Genomic DNA, 23,119 nt, shown 5'->3' with positions numbered 1-23,119 from the left:
AAACGCAAATTTCAGATGGATATTTTATTCAAACTCTTTTTTATGAAAAATTAGCGTGCTGCTATTACTTCTATTTCTACGAGTGCACCTTTTGGCAGATCTTTTACCGCAAATGCCGAACGGGCAGGGAATGTGCCCTCAAACTGGCTTGCATACACATCATTCATCTCTCCGAAGTCCATAATGCTAGCTAGTAAAACAGTTGTTTTTACAACATTATCCATGGTTAATCCGGCTTCGGCAAGAATTGCTTTTATATTTTTAAAAGATTGAGCTGTTTGTTCTTTGATTCCTCCCGAAACGAATTCACCTGTTGCAGGATCAATAGGTATTTGTCCCGAAACGAAAAGCATTCCGTTTACTTCTATTGCTTGGCTATAAGGACCTATCGCCGCAGGGGCATTGGTTGTCGCTATTATTTTTTTCATATATGTGTTTATTGATTGTTTTTCTTTTGATATTTACTATTGTCTTAAAATCCTTTTCGTTGGCGAATAGCCTCATATATCAATACCCCTGCGGCTACCGATACATTTAATGAACTAATTGTTCCAAATTGAGGTATTTTTACCAGATTGTCTACTATTCGAAGGTTTTCGTTCGACACACCGGTATCTTCAGCTCCCATCACAATAGCAATAGGGCCTTTATAGTCAGCATTCGTGTAATTGTCAGCGGCACGCTCGGTAGCGGCAATAACTTTCACCCCACTATTTTTTAGAAACTGTATAACTTCTGTCAAACTGTTTTCTTTACATACAGGAATCTTAAGCAATGCTCCGGCAGATGTTTTGATTGCATCCGCATTTACCGTTACACTCCCACGCGAAGGGATAACGATTGCATCAACTCCTGCCACCTCGCATGTACGGGCAATAGCACCGAAGTTACGAACATCGGTAATACCATCGAGTAGCATGATAAAAGGATCTTTTCCGTTTTCGTACAAAAATGGTATAATATCTTCTATTCTTTCGTAAGTAATAGCTGAAAGAAAAGCAATTACACCTTGGTGATTTTTGCGGGTAAACCGGTCTAAGCGTTCAGCAGGAACACGTTGTATAGATATATCTTTATCTTTTAGTGCAGCTAAAAGTTCTCTCGAAAGATCACCTTGCAGCTCACGGCGCATAATGATTTTGTCTATTTCTTTCCCTGCCTCTATGGCTTCTATTACGGCACGGATGCCAAAAATCATTTCTTTCTCTTTCATTCTATTATAGATTCTTTTTTTATTTCTTTTTCGAAACGCTTCTGCAAAGCTAACTTACTTTTTTTATATCCGTAGCAAAAATAGATAGTTAAACCTATTGCCAGCCATAATATAAACATTAGCCAGTTAGACCATCCCAACTCGGTCATCAAATATAAATTGGTGAGAATACCCAATATGGGTAATAATGAGAATTTATATTTAAAAGCGGCAACCGATAGACCTAACCATACCAGCCAAAAGACAGATAGCAGGGGTTTGTTTATCATAATTGCACGATAGTCAGTCAAACTAAGGAACAAATATACGGCAACTGCGAATGATATGAAAATGATATACTTCCCATTTACATAAGGAACTTTAAATTTAGCATTTTTACTTAATCCTTTGTGGTCGAGAAACAGTACTCCCGAACAAACAAGGATAAATGCAAAAAACGTACCCACACTTGTCAGGTCGACAACGAACTGCATATCGAGGAACAGAGATGGAATACAAACGAGTATTCCTGCAATAAATGTAGCGAATGTAGGGGTTTTAAATTTTGGATGTATTTTGCTAAATCTAGGCCAAAGCAGTCCATCTCGGCTCATAGTCATCCATATACGCGGTTGCCCTATCTGAAAAACAAGTATTGCACTTGTTATGGCTATTATAGCAGTGGCAGAGATAACACCGGCTATAAAATTCATATCTACCTTTTGGAAGACATAAGCCAATGGATCATCTACACCCAGTTCTTTGAAGTTGACCATCCCCGTAAGTACAAGTGCTATGGCAACATAAAGTATGGTACAAATACCTAAGCAATATAGCATGGCACGAGGCATATCTCGGCGTGGATTTTTACATTCTTCGGCTGTGGTCGAAATGGAATCGAAACCGATAAATGCAAAGAAAACTGCGGCGACGCCACCTAGCACTCCCTGTATGCCATTGGGCGCAAATGGACTCCAATTCTCGGGCTTTACAAAAAATGCTCCTGCAATAATGACTAAGAGTATGATCCCTATTTTAAGGAAAACCAGAAGATTAGCGACTGTTTTCGATTCTTTAATTCCAATGTAAACCAGAGCAGTAAGTATTATAACAATTAATCCGGCTGGCAGATTAACTAATAGCTTTATTCCGAATAATTCCGGTGCATTCTGATAAACTTGTGCAGCTTTAATTACGTTAGATGGGAGGTCTGTTGCGCCCTCCATCACTGTCTTGTATGCATTGTATGCGGTGGTGTGCCCTATGGCAAGCCAGTCGGGCCAGTGAATGCCAAATCCTTCGAGCATAGTAGTGAAATATTCCGACCACGAAATAGCAATAACCATATTCGATACGGCATATTCTAAAATAAGTGCCCAACCAATCACCCAAGCGAATACTTCACCGAGCGATACGTAAGTATATGTATATGCACTTCCGCTGACAGAGATCATAGAGGCAAATTGTGCGTAACACAATGCCGTGAAAATACATGCAATAGCAACAAATACGAATAGTAATGAAACGGCTGGCCCTCCATGAAATGAAGCTCTCCCGATTGTGCTGAAAATCCCGGCTCCTATTATGGCTGCAATACCGAATAGAGTGAGGTCTTTGACTCCTAAAATGCGTTTCATTCCTGAGCCTAATGAATCGCTTTCGGTAGTAATATCGTTAATGTTCTTTTTTCTAAGTAGTGAGTTTAATCCCATTTATAGTTACAATTCAATTGAATAAATGTCATATACGGTACCCCTTGCTCCGAAACCTTCTTTTTGGTAAATCAGGTTTTCGTTAAGATAAGCACCATTATTTTCGGTGGAGATGCCATAGTCAAAATATGTTTTGTGCGGATATGCTACATTTATAATGTAGTCGATAAGTAAATCTATTGCCCCGCAGTCTTTTCCTTCTTCTGTACCTGCTGTATATTGTACATGGATGAGGTTTTTCATCTCGAAAATTACGCACCCCGCTATTATCTCATTTTTTGTATTCAATGCAGAGAAAAGATGTATTTCTTGAGGGAAGTTTGATTGTAAATAGCTTATTTCTTCTAAGGTATGCACGGGTTTTGTACAGTATTTTCCTTTTAAGTTATCACCCAATATCTTCCAAAAACTTCTCAAGTCGTTAGATAATCCAATTCTCAAGTTGTTTTTCTCGGCCTTCTTGAGACCTCGTTTACGAGAGTCGGAGTATTCGATCCTGTTAGATAAGAGGATTGTAGAAGATATATTTCGCTCTATCAAAACAGCATTGTTTCTGAATAGGGCATATAAATCTTCTTCGGCAGGAGACAGATGGTAGATATGGGGGATCGTTTTATATATAATCTTCTTTATCCCTTGCTGCCTAAGGGTTATGGTGATATGTTCAAAGACGGAAAGAGTATCTACTGTCGTTATTTTATCGCCCATTATCAGACCACCATAGGTAAGACCTTGATGCGTATAGAATATTTGTTCCTTTAGATGCCCTGCCATGACTGCAATCAGATTATTGTCAATATAGAACATGAATGAATGATCGTTGAACCGATCGGAATGATATTCCATGAAATCGCGGCAAAAGAGAAATGTCCCGTTTTTGGAGTTACGAATAAAATTATCCCACTCTGTTTTATATTCCGGCTTGTATAATTTAATCTCCATCTGTGCGGTATTTCTTAAATTCAGAATATGTATGGATATAATCTTTTTTATCGTATTTCTCAGATGCCAGAGCTATGCATATTGCTCCTGAAGAATATTCTTTTTCGGTAGCCCACACCCCCGGTGGTATATGTAGCCCATACATCGGGTGATTGAGTGTTACCACCTTTTTGTTCGTTCCGTCATCCAGTTCCACATTGAAACTACCGCTCGCTGCTATCAGTATCTCATGGCAATGCTTGTGTGCGTGCATTCCCCTTTTTTCGCCACTAGGTATATCGTAAATATAAAATACTCTTTCTATATCGAAAGGTATGCTATCGGAGCTATGGACAGGGGTTATATTGCCGGCTCTATTTTTTATAACGGGAAATTCTATGAGAGAGCAGTCAAAAACAGTATTATATTGCGATCTTATATCTATGTCACCCTTAATTTTGTCGATAGTGAAGCAATCGGTTTTATCAGAAATTGCCATCTTTTTGAATTCCCGATAATTCCTTATATAATCATCTTCATCATAGGGGTCGGATGCTATAACTAAACAAAGCGAATTGGTTGAAAAGTTTTCGAGACTTCTCCACATCATATTCGGGACATAGAGCCCCATATAAGATCGGTTGAGCGTGTGAGTGCGTTTCTTCTTGCCATCATCCAGCACAACATCGAAACTGCCGGCCAGAGCGATAATAAGCTCCTGTTGCTTTTTGAACGCGTGACTACCACGGCGTTGTCCGCCGGGAACATCATATATCCAGTATGCTCGTGCTATATTGAACGGAACATGTTCTCGGGCTTCCACGAAGGAGAGATTCCCTCGGCGATCGATAATCTTAGGTAATTCGATGATCTGTTCACGTTTCATATCTCCCTGTTTTATCTTCTCAACCAAGGTTCAGGGTTCAGTTTAGTCGTACCCTGCCAAAGTTGGAAGTGAAGTTGAGATGTACCTGTGTCCGGATCGGTATATACCAGACCCAGAGATTGACCTGTTTTTACTTTGTCGCCTTGTTTTACAGATACATTCTGAATGTTTCCGTAGAATGTATAATAGTTTCCATGACGAATAATAATACAGTTGTTGTATCCCGGGAAAGCAACCACACGAGAAACTTCGCCATCGAACACTGCTCTGGCTTGAGCTCCCGATTGAGATTGTACGTCTATACCGTTGCTCGAAGTCGTTACCTGCCATTGGCTGTGCTGATGTGTTCCAAATCGGTTGACGATAGAGTAATTTCCTGTTATAGGGAATGGTAATTTACCTTTATTGCCTGAGAACGTATTGGATAAAGTTACGTTTTCGGCGCTGACAGCCGGTGCAGTCGAAGTTGTAGACTTCGGTTTGCTTGTCGGGGTTTTGGTACTTCCTGCATTTTTTGCTCTTTCGCGTTCTTCGGCTTTTGCCTTTTCTTCAGCTATGCGTCTGGCTTGACGTTCCTGACGTGCAACCTCTTCGGCTATGAGTTTAGCTATCTGTTTGTCTAATGCCGCAGCTTGTTGTTTCTTTTGGGTTAATATTTTTTGCAATTCACCCTGCTTTTTCTTTGCCTCTCCAACTTCTTCCTGATAATTGGTTTCCTCTTTCTTTAGATTAGCTTGTTCAGTTTCTCGCTGACCAAGAAGCGCTAATTTTTCCGATTTGGTTTTTGCCAGAGCCTCTTTTCTCTCTTTCAATTGATCGCTCTTTTCTTTAATATCGTCAGCTTGTTTACTTCTCCATTCGGAGTAGTCTTTCAGATAGCGGAAACGACGATAAGATTCGGTCAGAGATTTGCCCGAAAGTACAAAAAGCATTTTGTTTTCGTTTTGGCGATTGAGCAGCATACCATCAATGGCTTTGGCATAGCTCTTTTGTTTGTCCTTCAGCTCCGATTCCAGTATGGTTATTTCACGCTCTATTTGCTTTTGTTCATCGCTGATGCCGCCTATTTCTTGATTTAGCAGCCCAACAACTTGTTGTCGGGAAATAATTTGATTCGAAATCAGTTTAATACGGCTTAGTAAGGTCGTCGTGCTCTTCTTTGTGTCGCGCAGCAGTTTATCGGTATTCGATATGTCGCGCAAAGCTTGTTTCCTTTGCTCTTCCAATTCTTTAATTTTGGAATTTTGAGCGAAAGATGATATGCTGATTAGCAGGGCGAATAAAAGAAGAAATTTGCGCATTACTATTTTATGTATGAAGACATGAAGTCTATAAAACTAACTTTAGTATATTTTGACGGAATCGAATTGTCTATATTTAATTCTTTGTCTATGTCCAGTTTTGTATAGTTGATTCCTACATCGACTCTGTTTTTCGCAACATCTACCTTTGCTACCATCGAAGTCGGGTATATATTCTTTCCATCTGTTACAAAGTCGCTGTAAGACCATTGTAATGTGAATTTTTTAGCTTCATTGTAAACCAAGGTCGAAGCAATTCTATTCGATGCGTCTATTGCGAAATTGTAGAGTAAGTCGTTTTTATCTTTTGTTTGTAACAGATGAACATCCGATGTCGTTGATAGATTGAATTTTTTGTAGTCACCTTTCGAGACTTCTTTTTTTCCCGGAACAAAAAGTTGATTGGTAAACAGTGCCTGCAAGTTCGAATAATTGAAATCGAGATTCTTAATCATTTCAGAATTTGCGAAACTTTCTGCAACATATTGTTTTTTAAGACGATCAATGATCAGGATGCTATCGGGTGTAAAACTTACGCGTATGGCTTCCATTCCAAACATAGGACGCACGGATGCCTGAATAATACTGTCCTTAACAATCTTGAAAACGGTAGTCATTTTCTTCCCCGAATTTCCTTTTTTCAGTTCGAGACTACCTTTCGTTGTTATCGTTTTGTATTTTAGTTCCGACACCAAAACATCGTTGATGACCTCGTTGTGAGATTTAGTTTCTAATTTCCCACCTGTGTTTACAGATGTTTGCTTCGATTTACAACCTGTAACGAAAATTAGTGCAGTTACTGTGATAACCAATGCTGCCGTTTGTTTTAACTTAGTTAATTTCATTATTCTGAAATAAAAGTTTTTGTTTCTATTTTCTTATCCAAAGTTTTGGATTTGCTATCACCTTTTTCTTTGGCTTTTATCCAATATTCCAGTGCTTTTTCGGGTTCATCCGTTTTGTAAAGCACATCGCCATAATGCTCCAGTACCTCTGCGCTTATTGGTTCTTTGCCATCTTCGCTATATTGTAATGCTTTTTCGATATATATTTTAGCCAGAGCGTAGGCTCCTTGCTCGAATAATATCCAGCCATACGTGTCGAGATAAGTAGGGTTTGTAGGCTCGGCTTTGATGGTGAGGCTACTCATTTTCTCGGCTTTATCCAGATCTTTTTTCGTTAATGAAAGATAGTAGCTGTAATTGTTTAATATACCAACATTAGACGGATTATATTGCAGTGCTTTTTCGTATGTTGCAAAAGCACTATCCTGTTTTCCTAAATTGTAGAAAAGATCACCCATTTGCCCGTAAAAGTCAGACAAGAGTCCGACATTTTCAGGATCAACATATACAACTCCTTTTTGTAAAGCTGACAGCGCACCTTCGTATTCTTCTTTCATATATTTGGAGACTCCCAAATAGAAATAAAACTGAGGTTGATCAGGTATATATGATATCGCTTGTTCGCATACTTTTATAGCCAGATCGATACTGTCGGGAAAGGTTGTACTTAACATTTGCTCCCATCCCGTAGGATTTGTCGGCTCAGATTCAGCAAATACCTGATATTGAAAACGGGCATCATTTTTTCTGTCCTGTATCATTAACAAGTTGCCATACATCAGATTCAGTTTGGGCTCTTGCGGATGTTGAGTCATTAGAGTATCGAAAAGAGCATTGGCAACGTTTGTGTCTTTTTTGTTCTGTTGAAGTGTCCCTACATATTGGGCTAATATTCCCAATTTTGTATCTATATCCATTTTGGGGCTTACAAGGGCTGTTTGTAATTCGCTTTCGGCAGCAGCTTTGTTGTCCGTTTGCTCGTAATATGTTGCCATCGACGAAATCAGATATGGATCTTCGGGATCTATCGCTTTAGCTTTGCTATATATCATAAAAGCTTCATGCGGTTTTCCTGATTGTAGATATAAGTCGCCTAGTAGTATTTGGTATCTGATTTCGGTGGGATATTTGTCTATATATTTCTGGATTTCAGAAAATGCTTTTTTCTCTTGCTTAAGCATCGAATATAACTGAAATTTCTGAATACTTATTTTTTCATTTAATCCGATAACCTGTTCAAGCTTGTCCAATGCTTCTATAGCTTTGGGTAGATCACCATCCAGGCGATAGGCTTCCGACAGATATATGTATAGCTCGTTGTTGTCAGAGTTTTTCAATATCAGTGCTTCGTATTTTTCGATAGCATCACTGTATTGCTTAAATTCGAAACAGAGATTTGCATAAGCCATATTATAGTAAAAATTATCACTGTCGTAAGTGATAGCTTTACGATAAAAATCCATGGCCTTGTTTTTTTTGTCCAGCGAATTGTAATAATCGCCCAGTTCGTACAATACGTTAGCATTTGTAGAATCTATTTCGATACAATATTTCAGATAGTCGAATGTAGCAGCATATTTATTTAATGCTTTGGCATTCATAGCCTCATAGAAATAGTAGTCGAATTTACGCTGGTCGTCCAGCGATAGCTTTGTTTGCAGAGTTGTGTTTGCTTTGCTTTCTTGTGCAAAGATGTTCGAACATCCAATAATGAATGCAAAAAAGCAAAGAATGTATGTTTTTATATGCATATTTTGTATACGCTTTGTTATTGTTTACCTGTATGTCCAAAACCACCGGCTCCACGCTCGGTTTCGTTTATCGATTCTACTTTTTCCCATTCTACTTGCGAATGAGCAGCTATAACCATCTGGCAAATTCGTTCGCCGTCGTTTATAACAAAGTCATCGTTAGATAAGTTGACTAGTATAACACGAATTTCTCCTCTGTAGTCGGCATCGATCGTACCCGGACTATTCAGAACGGTCAATCCATGTTTGAAAGCCAATCCGCTTCGGGGTCGTATCTGAGCTTCATAGCCTTGGGGCAGTTCTAAATATAAACCGGTAGGGACAAGGGTTCTCTCCAGCGGCTTTAGTACTATTGGATTTTCTATGTTTGCTCTCAGATCTACTCCTGCAGAGTATGGGGTCGCATATTCGGGAAGTGGATGATGCGATTTATTTATAATTTTTACTTTCATCGTTTATTATATTTTCTAGTTTGCGAAAATAGCTAAATCTTTGCAATTTACGCCGAAAATTGATAAAAATTAAGATTTAAAAATCGATCTAAAAATGAACCTCTCGAAAATGTTTTTGTATTTTTTTTCTTCAATTATTTTGCAGATTGAAAAAAAGATATACCTTTGCACTGCGTTTGAGAGAAAATGCAACCCTTTAAAAGGGCGATTAGCTCAGTTGGTTCAGAGCATCTGGTTTACACCCAGAGGGTCGGCGGTTCGAACCCGTCATCGCCCACTTATAAGTACAACTTATACTAAAACAATTAGAAAGTCTTCTTGATCTTGTGATCTGGGAGACTTTTTCTTTTACTTAAAGAATACTTGCCGAAAGCCTTCTCTCGTTTTTGTCGAATATGATCAACTTCCGCCTTTAACTTTTCTCCGAAAGAAAAATTTATGATAACTTAGCCCAATAGATAAATTACAACTTATGAATTTAGATAAAATATCAGACGAGCGTCTTTTTCAAAATAATACAAAAGAAGATGTAAAGCGTTGGTGCCAAAGGCTTCAATATTTTCATTATATGCGAGCTCGCAGCGGACATAATTGCGAGGGCGATTCTTTTGCCGTGTATATAAAATATGACGGACGAGAGGATTTGATAGGTAAACTATCTAAGCTAGGAGTAGTTTTATCTAAGCTTGAAGAGGGTTTTATTGCTTTCGATCCGTTGGAATCATATTCATTTGATGATTTGGATAAATTGAAAATTACAATTTCGCAATTCAATGATTTGGAACAACCTCAATATGTAGACATTTTCGGATATAAAGTTCATATATGGGTATTAGCGCATCTTTTCGAAATAACTGTATCCGGTACAAAAGATGGTCAGACTTATAAAGTTTCGGATGAAGATTTTAAAGTATGCCTTGCTCTGGAAGAGCAGTTTGACAAGTTAGGTTGGAAATCATTAGTCGATGAAGATATAAAGAGTCACGCTCACTGCATTTCTAAAGAGAAATATCCCGAATTATTTTAGATATTCCATTTTTCTGTTTTTGTTGATATCTTCTCAAGATAACTTAAAAATATAGTAAATAACCTGAACTCAATCTGAAAGAATTCAGGTTATGGTTGTCTATATTCTCACAAGGAATATCCTACTTTAGTATAACCGTAACTCCTTTTGCTCCATGCGCCCCTACCACAAGAGATTGCTCTATATCGGCGGTTTTTGACGGTCCCGAAATGAATACACCGAAGCCATAATCGTTGAAGGTGAGTTTATCATAAGCCTCATGCATGTTGTTCACTATATTCTTCTTGTCGAGTACTATAACAAGGTACTCGGCTATAAAATAAACGACTTTCTCCTTTACATTTTGCGGTATCCATACACAGCCATTTTCTGCGACACCCACTTCGCCTTGAATGATTGCCAGATCCGTTCCATTCAATTGGTGAGGGTCTGGAACATTATCGGGATTGTCTGTCGCAATGGAAATGTCGTTAAGATTAGAAGCTATAACTTTTGCCTCGGGATATAGATTGCCGATAATCTTGTTTATATCTTCGCCTTCGTTGAGTAAAATAGCGTCGCCACCCACAGCCTTACTGATGTCTATGAACTGTGCTATCTTATCTGCGTACCGGATTCCCTGAATATCGATGTCGGGCATATCGTATCTGTCGGTGATATGTCGTTTTACGTTTCCTAATATATCGTTTTTGCTGCTCATTGTCTTATTTCTTTTTGTTCTGTACTTTTCCTTTCTTCCACATTTGAGTAAAAGATTCACTTGCAAAATGTGGTAATTCACGTCCTTTTCCCCAATCATTCAATCCATTATAAAGCATGAAGCGAGGCAGGTGATTTATAATGGGAGCAAATTTAAGTCCGTTATTGTATAGGCTCGGGTGACCGAAAAGGAACTTCATACCTGAAGACATTACTTTTTTCATTTTGTCGGCTTTACCGAATGAATCGAGGTTCTGCCGCCATCTGTAAATTTGATCTGCCAGATCGATTTGTACAGGACAAACATTGTTGCACGAATAGCAAAGCGAGCAAGCCGAAACATTATCAAAGTATTCTTCTGGTGCTTTTAGCATACCCAGATTAATGCCGATAGGTCCCGGAATGAAGTATGTGTAAGAATATCCTCCACTGCGACGATACACAGGGCAGGTATTCATACATGCACCACAACGGATACACTTCAGTGTCTGGATATGTTCTTTATTGCTTAATATTTCGCTACGTCCGTTGTCTACTAATATAATATGCATTTTACATCCTTTGCGTGGCTTTCTGAAGTGTGAGGTGTAGGTGGTTACAGGCTGCCCGGTAGCCGAACGTGCCAATAAGCGGGTATATACACTCAATGCTTTATGGCTAGGTATTACTTTTTCTAATCCCATAGATACGATATGTACTTTGGGCAGCGATGTTCCCATATCTGCATTTCCCTCATTGGTGCATACAACTATATCTCCTGTTTCGGCAACACCGAAGTTTGCCCCTGTCATACCTACATCTGCAGTGAGAAATTCATTTCGTAAATGTTGACGGGCAGCACGGGTAAGATATGTAGGGTCGCTGTTATCCTTTTCGGTATGTAATTTTTCTTCGAAAAGTTTACCGACTTCTTGTCTTTTGAGATGGATGGCGGGCATTACGATGTGGCTCGGCGGTTCGTCCATCAATTGTAGAATCCGTTCTCCGAGATCACTCTCTACAACATCGATACCTTTTTCTATCAGGTAAGGATTTAGGTGGCATTCCTCGGTCAACATCGATTTGCTCTTTACCAGCTTTTTCGCTTTATGATCCGATAGTATTTTATAGACAATCTCATTATGTTCATTTGCATCCTTAGCCCAATGTATAATAACGCCGTTTGCTTCTGCGTTTTTAGTGAACTTTTCCAAGTATTGATCGAGATGGGTAATTGTGTGCATTTTTATTTTGCTGGCCAATTCTCTTAGCTCTTCCCATTCGGGGATAGCCATAGCCATACGATCTCTTTTTTCGCGAACCATCCAGAGAGTTTCGTTATGCCATGTCTCCTGTCCTTTGTTTGCAATGAAGCGATTAGCAGCTTCTGTATGTTTTGTACTCATAATCCGGCAGCTAAAATTTGAATAACATGAATAAATTTAACAGGGAGTTTTTCCCTGCTTACAACACCTTGCATGTGCATCAGACACGAGCTGTCAGCTCCTGTTATATATTCCGCACCGGTAGCAATATGGTTCTTTACTTTGTCTTGTCCCATGCATACCGAAACAGAAGGTTCTTCGATCGAAAACATACCGCCAAAACCACAACACTCGTCTACCTTCTGCGGCTCAAGTATTTCAATTCCCTCCACAAGAGAAAGCAAATCTTTTATTTTAGAGTAGCGGGGGATATTTAGTTCGCTGGCAGAAGATAAGTGTAATTCGCGTACACCATGACAACTATTGTGTACACTCACTTTATGAGGAAACTTACTTGGTAATTTATCTATTTTCAATATGTCGTGAATAAATTCGCACAAGTCGTATATTTTTCCGCTGGTTTGACAAAGATGTTGTTCTTTTTCTAATAAGCGGGGATAATTTTCTTTTACAAAAGCGGTGCAACTAGCCGACGGTGCTACAATGTATTCGTATTTGTCAAAAAGCTTCTCGAATTCTTTAGCCAAAGGAATTGCCTTGTCCTCAAATCCTGCGTTTGCCATCGGTTGCCCGCAGCAGGTCTGGTCGATAGGGTAGTCTACATCTACACCGAGATAATCGAGCAGCTTGTAGGATGCAACTCCCACCTCGGGGTATATAGCATTCACATAGCAAGGAATAAATAATCCTACTTTCATGTCAATATTTTTTAGTTGATAGTTTTTTTACAAAATCAGAAAATGAGCGATCCCATAATTCTGGGTACGAAATAGACCATAAGTCCTGTAATAATTATATATCCGAGAGCATATGGAAATGCTTTTTTCATAATTTCGCCTTCCTTTCCTTGTTCTCCGATAGCTGAAGTTGCTACGGCAATACTTTGAGGAGATATGATCTTACCACCTGTTGCTCCGGCAGTATTGGCTGCCGCTAACCAACTGTTATCTACTCCGATATTGTGAGCCACATTAGCTTGCAATTTTCCAAACAATATATTAGACGATGTATCACTTCCTGTAAGGAATGTGCCTAAACATCCTATTGTAGGAGCAAATAATGGATAGAATGAACCTGTTAGTAAAGCCAAAGTAATACCTAAGACATAGATCATTCCGCAAAAATCCATTATTGAAGATAAAGCAATAAGAGAGCAAACTGTGATGAACGTTTTTCTTTGCTGTTTAACAACCTTCCATAATAATTTGAAAAGCTCTTTTATTTTGGCTCCCTGAATTAGTCCTCCAAGCATAGAACCTAAGAATAGTAATACTCCGGTATCAATCAGCCATGATATTTTCACAGATCTTGTAACGTTAAGCTGACTTACAGAATCGAAAATGCTGAAATTGAACGAAGATGTCAGGAGGGGAGCCAAAATGTCCCTTATTGATAATAACGGACTGCTTAGTATTACTAGAATAAGTATAATACCGTATACACTCCATGCCTTTAAAATTTCAGCGCTAGTTCTTTTCTGCGATTTCTCAGCCAGTACCTTGTCTTCTTTTTTTGCTGTTATCTTAGCAAATATTATTATGGTTATGATAGACGCTATACTGCCAATGATAGCAGGTGTTTCGGCTCCCATGTAAATAGCTGCTATATATTGTGTAATCAAAGATACCCCACCAACAAGTATACTGATTAGTATATTTTTAGGTAGGGCCTTTATTCTTGGATCTGTCATAAATACCAATACGAAAGGTATTATTAGCATCAAAGGCGACAATTGCAATACCAAATTGGAACTTAATGTCTGAATATCGGTAATTCCGGCTTGTTCGGCTAAAACTTTTACCGGCATTCCTACAGCCCCGAACCCTGTAGCAACACTGTTTGCTATAAGGCTCGCTACGGCTGAGAATACAGGCTTAAAGCCTAGGCCTATCAATATCGCAGCAGGAATAGCCACTGCGGTACCAAAGCCTGCCATACCTTCTAGTAATCCTCCGAATCCCCACGTGAGTAGCAGAACCTGAAGACATTTATCTGAGGAAATGGAGGTGAATTGTTCTTTTATGATCTCCATTTTGCCTGTCAGTACAAGTACATTATAGCTGAAGATAGCCATAATAATGATTATTAGGATAGGAAAAAAGGCTTTAAGTATTCCATAAATTATGGATAGAGCTGTATCGCCTATTGGAATTTAAAGACTAGCACTGCTATCGCCAGTGTGGCAACCAATGTCAATAAAGCACTTTTGTGACCTGCCATTTTCAAGAATCCCAAAAATACAATTAATAGAATAACCGGTATAACAGCACATAGTGCCAATATCCAGAATGTATCCGAATCGGAAGATAGGGATACAGATAAGAGAATATTCAATATACCGTTATTCATAATTATCAGCCTTTTGTTTCTAAATAAACAACATGTGTTTGAAGATATTCTTCAAGACCATGTTTGCCATCAGCACCACCGATACCCGATTTGCGCCATCCTGCATGGAATCCTTGCATGGCTTCAAAATTTTCCCGGTTAATATAAGTTTCGCCGAATTTAAGTGATCTTACCAACTTAAAAGCAGTGTCCAGATTTTGAGTGTAAACAGATGATGTCAGTCCATATTCACAGTCGTTAGCCCAGTCAATAGCATCGTTTATATCGGAGAACTCAACAACCGGTAGTACCGGTCCGAAAGTTTCTTCCTGAATTATATCCATCTTTTGAGTAACCTCGGTTAATACAGTTGCTTCGAAGAAATAACCCTTAGTGCCGATGCGTTTTCCACCGCAGGCTAGTTTAGCTCCTTGTTTAAGTGCTTTCTCTACTTTCTCTGTTACCGATTTCAAAGCATTGGCCTCTACAAGTGGTCCCATATCTAAATCTGCTATTTGCGCAGGATCACCAACTTTTACGGCTTTCATGCCGGCAATCAGTTTCTCGAGGAATGCATCTTTCACTTTTTTGTGTACATATACACGTTCTGCGCAGTTGCATACCTGTCCTGTGTTGATTACACGTGATGCTATAATCGATTTTACAGCCAAATCAAGATCGGCATCGTCCATAACGATTGCAGGTGCTTTTCCTCCAAGTTCTAACGATACTTTAGTTATATTAGGTGCAGCGGCAGCCATTGTTTGCTGTCCGGCACTTACACTTCCTGTAAGGCTGACCATTCCTACTTTCGGGTTAGCCGCCATTTCGTGACCTATTACCGAACCGCGTCCCATCACCATATTGAATACGCCTGCAGGCAAACCAACCTCTTCTACTATTTGAGCAAATACGTATGCATTTTCCGGAGTGATTTGACTTGGTTTTACTACGATTGTGTTTCCTGTAACTAATGCGGGGGCAGCCTTGCGTGCTATTAGGAAAAATGGAAAATTCCAAGGGAGAATACCTGTAGTTACTCCGATTGGTTTCTTAAACAGGAATATGTTTTCATTCGGACGATCGCTCTGTATAATCTCGCCTTCGTAGCGGCGTGCCCATCCAGCCATATATTCGAGATAGTCGGCTGTGAAAAGTACTTCGACATTTGCCAGACCTTGTGTTTTGCCACCTTCTTTTACAATAATATCAGTTAATTCTTTTTCTCTTTTGCGGATGCCTGCGGCAATCTTTATCAGATAGCTGGCTCTTTCTACAGCGGGAGTTTTTTCCCATTTATTCTGTGCTTTTTCTGCTGCATCTATAGCCTTTTTTACGTCTTCTACAGTGCCTTCGGGCATACGGCAGTTTACTTCTTCTGTCGATGGATTCAAAACATCGATCCATTTACCGGACGTGTTTTCGATGAATTTTCCGTCCACAAACATTTTTAGTTCTTTCATGGTAATCTTATTTTTAGGTTTTAGAAATAAATTAGTACGAATGCAATGGATTCTAAAATTAAAGAAAATATTGAAAGTTTCACTTATATTTTTGACATAAAAGCATTAATCTTTGATAGCAATAATAATTAATGACAGGGAAATAAATACAAGTGTGAATAAAAATATTGTAGCTTTGGGATGAATAAAAATGTAAGCGTAGTTTTATATAACCTCAATTAATTCTAATATAATGAAAAGGATAAATCTATCAATTATTCTACTACTCCTGTTGTCGCAATACGGCTTCGCTCAAAAAACGGTTTCTTTATTATCACCTGACGGCAGACTCACTTTTTCCTTGAAATTGAGTGATGAATACCCTTCGTATAAGATAATGTTTAAGAAGCAAATTCTGATAAAAGATTCACCACTCGGTTTCGATTTCGATAATGGCACATTCGGTACCGGTCTTAAAATTAATAAACCCATATATAGGACAGGCAGCGAAACTTACGAGTTGGTAGTAGGGAAGACAAAGACTGTGCATAGTCAATACAAAGAGGTTACAATTCCTTTTGAAGAGAAAAAAGCACAGGGTAGAAAAATAAATATGGTTGTAAGAGCTTTTGATGATGGTATTGCTTTCAGGTACGAATTCCCTAAACAGCCTGATTGGAGTTCATATATTATGTATGATGAGAATACTACTTTCAATTTGGAAGGGAACCCCAAGGCTTTAACTCTTTTCTTGCCGTCTTATACTTCGTCGCATGAGGGACCTTATACTCATTTGAATTATAATGATATAGAAGAGAATAAACTAATGGATATGCCTATAATGCTAGAATGTCCGAACAACATTTTCATGTCTATAACCGAAGCGGCGGTTGTTGATTATGCAGGAATGTATCTGATGAAAGAAAACGGTATGTTTGTCGGTAAGCTATCTCCATTACCCGGACAGACAAAAATAAAAGTGAAAGCAGATATTCCTCATCGCACTCCCTGGCGTGTAATATCTATTAGTGATAGAGTTGGGGCTATTATTGAGTCGAATATTCTGACAAATCTGAACGAACCTTGTAAAATAGAAGATACATCGTGGCTAAGACCAGGGAAGACAACTTTTACATGGTGGAATGGCAATGTAGTACCGGATACAACATTTGCTCCCGGAAATAACTTCGATACGAACAAATATTATATAGATTTTGCTGCCCGTAGCGGTTTGGATTATCATTCTATATATGGTTATGCCGAGCAGCCTTGGTATGTTGACGATGGATTTGATTTTGGAACACCCGGACCAAATTCCGATATAACAAAGCCGATTAAACCTCTTGATATGAAAGCGATTTGCAAATATGCTCATAGTCAAGGTGTGGGTATTCACCTTTGGATAAACTGGAAGCCATTGTATGCCAAAATAGATGAGGCATTCGCCCTTTTTCAAGAATGGGGAATTTCGGGTATGATGGTCGATTTTATGGATAGGGATGATCAGGAAATGATTCGCATACAGGAAGAAATATTGGCAAAAGCAGCTAAGCATCATTTATTTATCCAGTTTCATGGTTCAAGTAAACCTTCGGGTCTTCATCGTACTTATCCGAATGAGTTTACACGTGAAGGGACAATGAATTATGAGGGGTATAAATGGGGTGCCGAAATAAATGCCGATCATGATATTTCAATGCCTTTCACTCGTCTGATTGCAGGTGCTACCGATTATCATTTGGGAGGTTTTAGGGCTGTACCAGAAAATAAATTTAAAGTTCAATTTACGAATCCATTGGTGACAAGCACAAGATGTCACATGCTGGCAATGTATGTCGTTCTCGAAAGTTATCTGGGTATGGTTTGCGATACTCCTCCATCGTATGAGGGGCAGCCGGGTTTTGATTTTATACAAAAACTACCTACTGTGTGGGATGAAATAAAAGTTCTCAATGCATCGGTAAATGAATATATCACCATTGCCCGCCGGAATGGCGATAGTTGGTACATCGGATCATTGAATAATAGTGAAGCCAGAGCATTATCTGTTACTCTTGATTTCCTCGATAATAAGGAATATACGGCTGATACCTATGCTGATAGTAAAGATGTTGATGTAAATCCTAATCATCTGGTGAAACTAACTAAGAAGGTAAAAAAAGGAGATGTTATAGAATTACCTTTAGCAGCAAGCGGAGGTTCGGTGATACGCATTTATTGAAATAATCCTTTAAAATATAAGTAAACGTCTTAGGTATATAATCTAAGGCGTTTTTTTCTTGAATTTAAACAAGTGCAGCAATAAATACTGAACCTATAATTGAAAACCGTATAATAAGTTTTCTTCTCTTTTTTCTTTTCTCGCTAACAGAAATTTCTCTATCCATTTTGTGTTCTTTTTTCTGATTTTATATTTGCAAAGCATGTGCCATCGGTTAATGTATTATTAAATAGATGTTTATGTGTTTGTTAAGTGTCCGTAATCGGACAGTATTGTCCATGTTTATGATCAGAAGCATAGAGAATTTGTTTCAATTCTACTTGTATTAAAGAACAGAATAAAATACTTACAATTTTCTTTAGGGTTTTTGTTCGTTGAACGATCATATTAGTACAGCCGGTTTTATTAATCATCTTAAAAAAATATGACATGAAAACAAAATATTCAAAAGTAGCACGGTTTATCATTATTTTTTTCATCGCTGGTATGGTGCTTCCGCTTTGTGCGCAGGACTATCCCGATTACATTACAATAAATGGTGTAGTAAAAGACAAGAAATCGAAAGATAAACTGGAATATGTAAGTATTTCTATACCCGGAACAAGTATAGGTACTGTGACAAATGAAGATGGTGGCTTTTCTATCAAGGTAAAAGATTCGCTTCAAGCTAAGGTATTAGAACTTTCGCGATTGGGATATGCTAATCAAAGATATTCAATAAAGGGCAACGAAGATGATATAACCATATTCATGACTGCTAATGATAATAAATTGAAAGAGGTTGTTATCGAATCTGTTGATCCGCTAGAGTTAGTGAAAGCTGCAATCGGTAAGATTGCGGATAATAATAGCTGTAATGCGAATCTGTTGACGGGATTCTATCGCGAGACTGTCAAGAAGAGACGTAATTATATTAATATCTCCGAGGCCGTTGTAGATGTTTATAAAACACCTTACGACGAAGACGATTCCCGTGACAATATTCAGGTTTGTAAGGGGCGTAAACTTCTTAGCCCGAAACCATCGGATACACTTATTGTTAAGTTTTTAGGTGGCCCTAATCTGTCTACTTATCTGGATGTTGTGAAGAATAAGGATCTTATGCTTAATCCCGAAACACTTTCTTACTATGAGTTTTCGATCGAGGACCCTGTTATTCTGAACGAACGTTTGCATTATGTAGTTAGCTTTAAGCCGCAGGTAATTTTGCCATACGCCTTATTGTATGGAAAGCTCTACATCGATAAACAAAGTCTGGCCTTCTCTCGTGCGGAATTTAGTTTAAGTATGGACGACCAAAATAAAGCGACAGAAGCAATATTGAGAAAGAAGCCGTATCGACTCCGTTTTAAACCCGAAGAAGTTTCATATGTGGTGACTTACAAAGAACAAAATGGACGAAGCTATTTGAATTATATACGTAACGAAATTCGTTTTAAATGTGACTGGAAGCGACGCCTGTTCTCTACGAACTACACAATCTTACTGGAAATGGTTATGACAGAAAGAAAAGAAGACCATGTAGAACGCATTCCATCTAAGTTGTTGTTCAATGAAAAGCATTCTCTATCAGATAAAGTAGGTAGCTTTTACGATCAGGACTTCTGGGAAGACTATAATATTATAGAGCCTACCGAATCGTTAGAATCTGCCGTAACTAAATTGAAGAAACAAAATAAATGATTGGATGAAAAGTTTTTCTATATTTGATTGAATTTACTTTATTTTCTGGTCTGCTATGCTGAATGACTTATTTATATTCAAAAAGATAAAAGATGGTGATATAAAGACATTTGAATATGTCTTTAGACAATACTATTCCTCTCTCTATATCTACTCATTCAGCATAGTAGGCAAGAAAGAAGCGGCAGAAGAAATTGTACAGGAATTGTTTTATACGCTATGGAAAGAGCGCGAGAATGTTCAGATACTACGTTCTTTGAAAAGCTATCTTTATGGAGCAGTTCGCAATCAGTCTTTGCAATACTGTGAACATCAGAATGTACAGTCCCGTTACCGGGAGAGTGTTCTGAACCGTAAAGACGATATAGAAGAATCGAGTCCTTTGGATGAGCTGGAATATAAAGAGTTGCAGGATCTGATAAATGAAACGTTGAAAAAGCTTCCAGCCAGACGCCTCCGTATTTTTCAGATGCATCGGATGGAAGGACGTAAATATAAAGAAATAGCAGAAATTCTTTCTGTATCGGTAAAAACAGTTGAAGCAGAAATGACAAAAACATATCAGGTACTACGCCACGAAGTGGAAAAATATACGCATGCATTATGACACTAAAAGAAAACAATAAAATTACAGATCAGGCGTGGAATCGCCTATACAATCGGTTGGATGAAGAGGGGCTATTAGAGGTCAGAACTTCAGATAAGCGACCAGTATTACGCTCAGCCACATTCAAATGGGTAGCAAGTATAGCCGTTATATGTATCTGTATAGCATCTGTATCGGTTATACAGAATAGGAAGTCAGCGCAAATTTATAATCAGATTTTAAGCAATGGAGGCGATGCGCCGACTTTGGTCTCTACTCTCGAAGATGGTTCTGTGGTTTATTTGGCAAACCATACATCTTTGCAGTATCCTGACCATTTTCCTAAAGATAGACGACAAGTCTTTTTGCAGGGAGATGCATTTTTTGATATAAGTAAGAATAAGGAAAAGCCTTTTATCATAGATACAGAGCAAACGATGATAGAGGTTCTTGGGACAGCTTTTAATGTGAAAAGTAAAGATGAATCTTTCTCTTTATCGGTTCAACGTGGAGAGGTTAAGATTACCTCGAAAAAAGATGGTAAATTTGTCTATGTCAAAGCTGGCGAAACGGCCTTGTTTCAATCTGATAAATTGCAGACAATGCAGACAATAGATGCAGGACAATTTGGTGCGTATTTGAGAAAAGTACAATTTAAAGATGAGCGATTGGCAGATATCGTTCATGTTATTAATATAAACTCGGGTTCTTCGGTATTACAAGTTGCACCGGGGCTTGAGGACAGATTGCTTACTGTGACTTTCTCTGATGATACACCTTATAGTATGGCCAAATTGATTTGCATGGCATTGGATCTTAAACTAACGCAAAAAGAGGATACAATTATTATTTCCGAGTAAGAAAATATACTAGAATGAGACGAATGACGGGCGACATATTTCATCGTTTTATTGCCTGCTTTTTACTGTTTTTTACAGTAATGGCATTGCAGGCAGAAGATGGGAGTGTGTTGGATCGCAAAGTCCGGTTACCAAAAAGTAAAGACACAATTTATCGTTTGTTGAAGCAGGTATCTGATCAGTCAGGCTACCTGTTTGTTTATGATAGCCAGATTATAGATAACGATAAAGTAATGAAAATTCCGAAAGGAGAATACACAGTGCGCGACGCCATATATGCTATAACCGGAAACGAACGATTAAAGATATTGGTTGTAGGCAACCATATTTTACTACAATTGCCCGAAGAAAAGGAAACAAAAATACAGATTGCAGAAGATAAAATAATTGAACAAAGTAGCTATTTCACTTTGGGAGGTATAATCTATGATCGTATCTCGGAAGAACCATTGGCTTATGCTTCTGTTGGAGTTAATAATACAACGATTGGAACTATTACCAATCAGGATGGAGAATTCAGATTGATATTACCTGATTCATTATTAAATCACTCAATAAAACTGACCAATGTAGGATATGAAAGTCAGGAGATCGAAATCTCTTTATTGATTGATCAGCATGTGCGATTTTCTCTTGCGCCGAAAGTTATTCCTTTGCAGGAAGTAATTGTAAGAGCCGTAAATCCGGTAGACTTATTAAAGGAAATGTTGGCGAAGCGCGAGCAGAATTATCCTTCGGAGCCTGTGTATATAACAGCTTTCTATAGAGAGGGTATAGACCTCAAGAAAAAAAATATTGATCTTACCGAAGCCGTCCTGAAAATTTACAAGACTGGTTATCCTCAAAGTGTTAAGTACGATCAGGTGAAAATGGTAAAGATGCGTAGAATTAAAAGTAAGCTGGATAGCGATACTATTTTTACCAGAATAAAATCGGGGATTAATTCTTGTCTGATGCTCGATATAGTGAAGGAGCTTCCCGATTTTCTTGATCCCGAAGGCAGGGGACAGTCTTTTGTTTATACTCATACGGATATTACAACAATAGATGGTCGCAGAGTGAATGTTATTTCTTTCGAACAAAAAGATTACATTAAAGAATCCTTATATAAAGGGCAATTGTTTATTGACACCTACAATCAGGCTTTAATTGAAGCCCGATTCGAATTGCATCCCCGTTATATAGAAAAAGCCACAGAGCAGTTTATAGAACGGATAAACAAAGATCTCAAAATGACGCTTGAGCGTGCCAGTTATACTGTTTCATACAAACGATCGGAGGATGGCTATGACTACATAAATCATATTCGTGGAGATTTAGAATTCAAAGTCAGAAAGAAAAGGAGGCTCTTTAGTGCACCTCTGCATCTTTGGTTTGAGATGGTAAATTGTAAGATGGAAAAAGAAAATGTAGTTGGATTTCCACGTAATGAGCGTATTTCTCCTCTCAAAATATTCTCGGAAACCAAATACGAATACGATAAAAACTTTTGGGGGAACTTTAATGTCATAGTTCCCGAAGATAAGTTAAAAGAATTAATAATAAATAATCTGAATGAAGTGGCAGAATGATAAAATATTTGACTCTTTTTGTTAACATAACGTGAGTTTGATATAAGTATCGTATAATTATGAGCTAAGCTGGCATCTATCTTTCTCTCCCTGAATTCTATGATTAATTCCTATTAATATTGTTAAAAGTTATCGCATTTTTCCTTTTTCAACTACCCGTTTTTTAGGGGGGCAGATTGAAAAAGGGAAAATAGCTTACTTAAGCTGTTTTCTTGTAA

At 38.2% G+C, this 23,119-nt stretch carries 19 protein-coding genes, 1 tRNA gene and 1 pseudogene; 7 read left to right on the top strand and 14 right to left on the bottom strand.

Going from position 1 to position 23,119, the window contains the following annotated elements; translation table 11 throughout:
• Positions 1–50: 50 nt before the first annotated feature.
• From G7Y56_RS13145 to dut, 9 genes are read right to left on the bottom strand one after another with little or no spacing between them, the layout of a single operon-like run.
• A complete protein-coding gene (locus G7Y56_RS13145; RefSeq protein ID WP_165020191.1) occupies positions 51–428 on the bottom strand; it encodes a RidA family protein in 378 nt (125 codons plus the stop codon).
• A gap of 44 nt (positions 429–472) precedes the next feature.
• Positions 473–1,213, bottom strand: a complete 741-nt coding sequence (gene rlmB, locus G7Y56_RS13140; RefSeq protein ID WP_165020192.1) for a 23S rRNA (guanosine(2251)-2'-O)-methyltransferase RlmB — start codon at positions 1,211–1,213, stop codon at positions 473–475.
• Complete coding sequence (locus G7Y56_RS13135) at positions 1,210–2,904, bottom strand: amino acid permease (RefSeq protein WP_165044131.1); 1,695 nt, start codon at positions 2,902–2,904, stop codon at positions 1,210–1,212. The genes rlmB and G7Y56_RS13135 overlap by 4 nt, the downstream gene beginning before the upstream one ends.
• Before the next feature lie 6 nt (positions 2,905–2,910).
• Complete coding sequence (locus G7Y56_RS13130; RefSeq protein ID WP_165044129.1) at positions 2,911–3,846, bottom strand: GNAT family N-acetyltransferase; 936 nt, start codon at positions 3,844–3,846, stop codon at positions 2,911–2,913.
• A complete protein-coding gene (locus tag G7Y56_RS13125; RefSeq protein ID WP_165044127.1) occupies positions 3,836–4,711 on the bottom strand; it encodes an FdtA/QdtA family cupin domain-containing protein in 876 nt (291 codons plus the stop codon). Before G7Y56_RS13125 ends, G7Y56_RS13130 begins: the two co-directional genes overlap by 11 nt.
• A gap of 11 nt (positions 4,712–4,722) precedes the next feature.
• Complete coding sequence (locus G7Y56_RS13120; RefSeq protein ID WP_165044125.1) at positions 4,723–6,012, bottom strand: murein hydrolase activator EnvC; 1,290 nt, start codon at positions 6,010–6,012, stop codon at positions 4,723–4,725.
• A gap of 2 nt (positions 6,013–6,014) precedes the next feature.
• Positions 6,015–6,857, bottom strand: a complete 843-nt coding sequence (locus G7Y56_RS13115) for a DUF4292 domain-containing protein (RefSeq protein WP_165020197.1) — start codon at positions 6,855–6,857, stop codon at positions 6,015–6,017.
• A complete protein-coding gene (locus tag G7Y56_RS13110; protein WP_165044123.1) occupies positions 6,857–8,608 on the bottom strand; it encodes a tetratricopeptide repeat protein in 1,752 nt (583 codons plus the stop codon). Before G7Y56_RS13110 ends, G7Y56_RS13115 begins: the two co-directional genes overlap by 1 nt.
• Before the next feature lie 17 nt (positions 8,609–8,625).
• Positions 8,626–9,060, bottom strand: a complete 435-nt coding sequence (gene dut / locus G7Y56_RS13105; RefSeq protein WP_165020199.1) for a dUTP diphosphatase — start codon at positions 9,058–9,060, stop codon at positions 8,626–8,628.
• 202 nt (positions 9,061–9,262) lie between these two features.
• On the opposite strand from dut, the gene G7Y56_RS13100 reads away from it, so the two are divergent.
• Positions 9,263–9,337, top strand: a tRNA-Val gene (locus G7Y56_RS13100).
• Between the two features lie 195 nt (positions 9,338–9,532).
• Positions 9,533–10,087: a hypothetical protein gene (locus G7Y56_RS13095; protein WP_165044121.1), complete on the top strand. Its 555-nt coding sequence runs from the start codon at positions 9,533–9,535 to the stop codon at positions 10,085–10,087.
• A gap of 121 nt (positions 10,088–10,208) precedes the next feature.
• On the opposite strand, the gene G7Y56_RS13090 is transcribed toward G7Y56_RS13095, so the two are convergent.
• The 5 genes and pseudogenes from G7Y56_RS13090 to aldA all read right to left on the bottom strand — a co-directional run bounded on the left by G7Y56_RS13090 (position 10,209) and on the right by aldA (position 16,001).
• A complete protein-coding gene (locus G7Y56_RS13090) occupies positions 10,209–10,787 on the bottom strand; it encodes an LUD domain-containing protein (protein WP_165044119.1) in 579 nt (192 codons plus the stop codon).
• A 4-nt stretch (positions 10,788–10,791) separates the two neighbouring features.
• Entirely contained in the window at positions 10,792–12,171 is a 1,380-nt protein-coding gene (locus G7Y56_RS13085; RefSeq protein WP_165044117.1) for a lactate utilization protein B, read from the bottom strand.
• Positions 12,168–12,908 (bottom strand): (Fe-S)-binding protein, encoded by a 741-nt coding sequence (locus G7Y56_RS13080; protein WP_165044115.1) that lies wholly within the window; start codon positions 12,906–12,908, stop codon positions 12,168–12,170. The genes G7Y56_RS13085 and G7Y56_RS13080 overlap by 4 nt, the downstream gene beginning before the upstream one ends.
• Positions 12,909–12,943: 35 nt before the next feature.
• Positions 12,944–14,493, bottom strand: a pseudogene (locus G7Y56_RS13075) (L-lactate permease).
• Between the two features lie 71 nt (positions 14,494–14,564).
• Positions 14,565–16,001, bottom strand: a complete 1,437-nt coding sequence (aldA, locus tag G7Y56_RS13070) for an aldehyde dehydrogenase (protein WP_165044113.1) — start codon at positions 15,999–16,001, stop codon at positions 14,565–14,567.
• A gap of 232 nt (positions 16,002–16,233) precedes the next feature.
• On the opposite strand from aldA, the gene G7Y56_RS13065 reads away from it, so the two are divergent.
• The 5 genes from G7Y56_RS13065 (at position 16,234) to G7Y56_RS13045 (ending at position 22,901) form a co-directional block, all read left to right on the top strand.
• Positions 16,234–18,201 (top strand): glycoside hydrolase family 97 protein, encoded by a 1,968-nt coding sequence (locus tag G7Y56_RS13065; protein WP_165044111.1) that lies wholly within the window; start codon positions 16,234–16,236, stop codon positions 18,199–18,201.
• A 429-nt stretch (positions 18,202–18,630) separates the two neighbouring features.
• Positions 18,631–19,884: a carboxypeptidase-like regulatory domain-containing protein gene (locus G7Y56_RS13060; protein ID WP_165044109.1), complete on the top strand. Its 1,254-nt coding sequence runs from the start codon at positions 18,631–18,633 to the stop codon at positions 19,882–19,884.
• Between the two features lie 55 nt (positions 19,885–19,939).
• A complete protein-coding gene (locus G7Y56_RS13055) occupies positions 19,940–20,491 on the top strand; it encodes an RNA polymerase sigma-70 factor (RefSeq protein ID WP_165044107.1) in 552 nt (183 codons plus the stop codon).
• Positions 20,488–21,330 (top strand): FecR family protein, encoded by an 843-nt coding sequence (locus G7Y56_RS13050; RefSeq protein WP_165044105.1) that lies wholly within the window; start codon positions 20,488–20,490, stop codon positions 21,328–21,330. The genes G7Y56_RS13055 and G7Y56_RS13050 overlap by 4 nt, the downstream gene beginning before the upstream one ends.
• A gap of 14 nt (positions 21,331–21,344) precedes the next feature.
• Entirely contained in the window at positions 21,345–22,901 is a 1,557-nt protein-coding gene (locus tag G7Y56_RS13045) for a carboxypeptidase-like regulatory domain-containing protein (RefSeq protein WP_255498751.1), read from the top strand.
• Positions 22,902–23,119: the final 218 nt, after the last annotated feature.

It is taken from the genome of Dysgonomonas sp. ZJ709, assembly GCF_011039195.1.
Lineage (GTDB): Bacteria > Bacteroidota > Bacteroidia > Bacteroidales > Dysgonomonadaceae > Dysgonomonas.
Note: the sequence above shows the minus strand (reverse complement) of the source record. Positions and strands in the feature narration are given on the sequence as shown.